At 43.0% G+C, this 3215-nt stretch carries 2 protein-coding genes and 3 pseudogenes; 3 read left to right on the top strand and 2 right to left on the bottom strand.

Going from position 1 to position 3215, the window contains the following annotated elements:
- Positions 1-138 precede the first annotated feature (138 nt).
- The 3 genes and pseudogenes from ACOCD9_RS15450 to ACOCD9_RS15440 form a co-directional block, all read left to right on the top strand.
- Positions 139-1089 carry an ISAzo13-like element transposase-related protein gene (locus ACOCD9_RS15450; RefSeq protein ID WP_287703262.1) on the top strand — a complete coding sequence of 317 codons (951 nt, stop codon included), beginning with the start codon at positions 139-141 and terminating at the stop codon, positions 1087-1089.
- Positions 1034-1345, top strand: a complete 312-nt coding sequence (locus ACOCD9_RS15445; protein ID WP_287703264.1) for an ISAzo13-like element transposase-related protein — start codon at positions 1034-1036, stop codon at positions 1343-1345. The genes ACOCD9_RS15450 and ACOCD9_RS15445 overlap by 56 nt, the downstream gene beginning before the upstream one ends.
- Before the next feature lie 33 nt (positions 1346-1378).
- Positions 1379-1610: pseudogene (locus ACOCD9_RS15440) on the top strand (transposase); the annotation flags it as partial.
- A 77-nt stretch (positions 1611-1687) separates the two neighbouring features.
- On the opposite strand, the pseudogene ACOCD9_RS15435 reads toward ACOCD9_RS15440, so the two are convergent.
- Both ACOCD9_RS15435 and ACOCD9_RS15430 read right to left on the bottom strand, forming a co-directional pair.
- A pseudogene (locus ACOCD9_RS15435) lies at positions 1688-2539 on the bottom strand (SGNH/GDSL hydrolase family protein); the annotation flags it as partial.
- Positions 2540-2580: 41 nt separating this feature from the next.
- Positions 2581-3114: pseudogene (locus tag ACOCD9_RS15430) on the bottom strand (transposase family protein); the annotation flags it as partial.
- Positions 3115-3215: the final 101 nt, after the last annotated feature.

The raw sequence follows: 3215 nt of genomic DNA, 5'->3' as shown, positions 1-3215 counted from the left end.
AGACCTCTTGCAAAAGTCTTAAGTCGATCCTTGTACAGCAACATTTTTGAAGATTATCAACTACTAATAAATAATTAACTGAAAGTCCCTCCCATTATTGTTTCTATCGTTTGTTTTCGGATTTATGCAAGAGGTCTTATGGTAACTGAACTGACTGAAAAAATCAAATCAAGCTTGAAAGATGCGGCAAAAAAGCTGACAGGTTTTAAGAAAAGGGCTTTTATGGCGCAAGTAACTATAGACTATTTTAACTCTTCGGCACGCCTAGCCGAAACAGAATTGGGATGGTCTAGGCAGGCAATAGCAACAGGATTGAAAGAGCTAGAAAGTGGAATTATTTGTATTGATAATTATCGTGCTAGGGGGAGAAAAAAAACGGAGGAACTGCTACCAAACTTAGAGGCAGATATTAAAAGTTTAGTGGAGATGTACTCGCAAGCAGACCCTAAATTTCAATCAACTTTTGCTTTTACAAAAATTAGTGCCAGAGCCGTAAGAGAGGCATTAAAAGAAGAAAAAGGCTATCGAGATGAACAATTGCCCTCTCGTCAAACCATTGGAGATATTTTGAATCGAATGGGCTATAGTTTAAAAAAAACAAAAAAAATAAAACCGCTCAAAAAAATCCCAGAAACCGAGGCAATTTTTGCTAACGTAGCTCAAGCCAATCAAGCCGCTGACAAACATCCTAAATCTTTGAGAATTTCCTTGGATAGCAAAGCTAAAGTTAAGATAGGAAATTTGTCTCGTCAGGGTAAAGCCCGCTATCTCGATCCATTAAAAGCGGATGATCATGATAGGGAATGGAGGGCTGTTTTAGTCCCTTTAGGAATTCTAGATATGAGGGGAGAACGCCTGTCTATTTATTTCGGTCAATCGGCTGAAACCTCAGATTTTGTGGCAGATTGTTTAGAGTTGTGGTGGCCAGAAAATCAAGCGCTCTATCCAGTGTTAGAAGAATTAGTCATTGATTTAGATGGAGGAGCCGCCACTCGCAGCAACCGCACTCAATTTATCAAAAGAATGGTAGAATTTGCCCAAAAAACCCAGGGGCAAATACGGCTCATTTACTACCCGCAAATGCCATAGTAAATATAATCCCATTGAACGGTGTTGGGCCGTCTTAGAGAACTATTGGAATTGGGCAATTTTATATTCAATTGATGCGGCTCTTAATTGGGCTTCTAACATGACTTGGAAGGGTATAAAACCTCTAGTGCATTTGGTAGAAGGAACTTATGAAAAAGGGGTGAAGGTTTTGACTAAAGAATTAGAACAATTGCAACCTTTCTGGCAGCGTTCTGAAACTTTGCCCAAATGGGATGTGACGGTTCTACCCTCCTAGCTGGCATCTTATTTTTACGCAAGTCCCTTATATTTAATTCCACCCAAGGCACCAATTCATCGGAAGACAGTGATTAGACAACGGCTCGGCTGAGCCTGTCGAACGCCTGGTAGAGGAAGCAGGTCATCAGGTAGTATTTTTGCCAAAATACTCTCCTGATTTAAATGATATCGAAGATGATTTTAGTGCATTAAAGAGAGCAAGAATGTATGCTCCTGTGGGTACACCCCTTGATGAAATTATTCGTACTTATTGTGTTGCCTAGGGTCTCGTTCTTATTTGAAATAACTATAAAAGTGAAAGCGAGCGTCCGTGTCCATAAGCTAGTAACGATTTTTCTACCTACCCAAGTAAAGATTTACTCCTCCCTTCAACCGCTTTTACCCGGAAAGTGGGATCGCTGGCTCGGTTCGGTTTTCTTTTCATCGTTACCTGCGCCACTTTAACGCCTAAACCGACAAAAGCGACGATAACGATCGCGCCTGTTGCGTCCGGTTCGGGAACGCTGGCGAGGGTTGTCGAGGCGAGAACGGCGATCGCTTGATGGGTTACGGTCGTGGGATGGAAACCGTCCCAGAAAAGATACTCGGAGGGATTCGCGCAGATCTGCCCGGTAGTGGTATTCAAACAAGCGTCCGTGACGTTGGTTAAACCGTAGCGAGACGGATCGTTGTAGGTGTTCTCGAAGAGAGAGTAGATATCCAGCGGGATCAAAGTGGCCGCAGTCGAGGGAGCGTTTTGGAGGGCTTGAAGCGCCGCAGCTAATTTCTGATTATGCTTTAGGGCTAGATTCGTCATCCCCGGTATTCCCGCCTGACTGGGTAATTTACCGAGATCCGGTAGATTCGGAACGATTACCGTTTTCGCCCCGACCGCAGGGGAGATCAGGGTTTGAACCGCGGCGATAATGTTACCGACTACGGCATCGGGGTCGGTACTGAAACCGAAAAGATAGTCGTTAGCCCCGGCCCAGACGACGAAGAGATCGGGAGCGTCGAAAGTTGGTAGGAAGGGTTTCGCGGCGAACGCGTCGATCTCGTCGAGTAATCCTGGAAAATCCCCCCCGAACAAGCGTTCGGCCACGTTCTGACCACCGCTGGTGGCTCCGCCGTAGGCAAGATTCAGCACCGCGCTATTCGGCAGTCCGAAATCCTGCTGTAAATACTCGATCCAGAGCAGACCATTAGAAAAGCGCCCGTTCGCGTAGGGGGGGCTAGGCGGGTAACGATTTCCCGTTAGTTTATATAAATGGTTCTTCCGAACTTGTCATGTAAAATTAAAGAAAAAACAGACATATAAATAGCCTCCAACAAGTTAACTCTTAAACTATATCTTCGACGACGATTCCGATATTTACAGGATAAGATTTTAAAGGTTTTGAGTTTCCTATTTATATGTTCAATGATAATCCTTTCTTTGGCTAAAGCCTTGTTATACTCTTTTTCTAACTCTGTTAATTTTCTATTTTTCGGTTTCTTTTTCGGTGTATAACTATTACTATGGTATGCAGCTATTCCCTGATAACCACTGTCTTCTATGCTGGTAGTTAAAGGATGAAAACGAACTCGACTTTTTTTAAATAAACTAAAATCATGACCTCTGCCTTTCCCACAAAAGACACAGATAATTTCCTCTGTATTTTGAGCAGCTACTAATTGGGATTTTAGAGTATGATAACCTCTTTTACCCCCCAAAAAATCTTTCTGTTTCTTTTGGGGGCGTTCAATGAGAGTTTCCGTTACATCCATTACCGTTACGACTGGTATCTCTCTGACAGGGGGACAAGCAAGCTGAAAAGCTTATGTAGCATGGAATACAGATACAGACTCCAAAAAAAGATAAGTCATATTTACCATATATGACCTAAATA

It is taken from the genome of Microcystis sp. (assembly GCF_048564745.1).
Classification (GTDB): Bacteria; Cyanobacteriota; Cyanobacteriia; order Cyanobacteriales; family Microcystaceae; genus Microcystis; species Microcystis ichthyoblabe_A.
The sequence above is the reverse complement of the archived record's forward strand: the minus strand, read 5'-3'. Positions and strand labels throughout refer to the sequence as shown.

What these genes read in the sequence shown, in the direction of transcription:
- ACOCD9_RS15450 (WP_287703262.1), top strand. Translation starts at nt 139, where the DNA reads ATGGTAACTGAACTGACTGAAAAAATCAAATCAAGCTTGAAAGATGCG.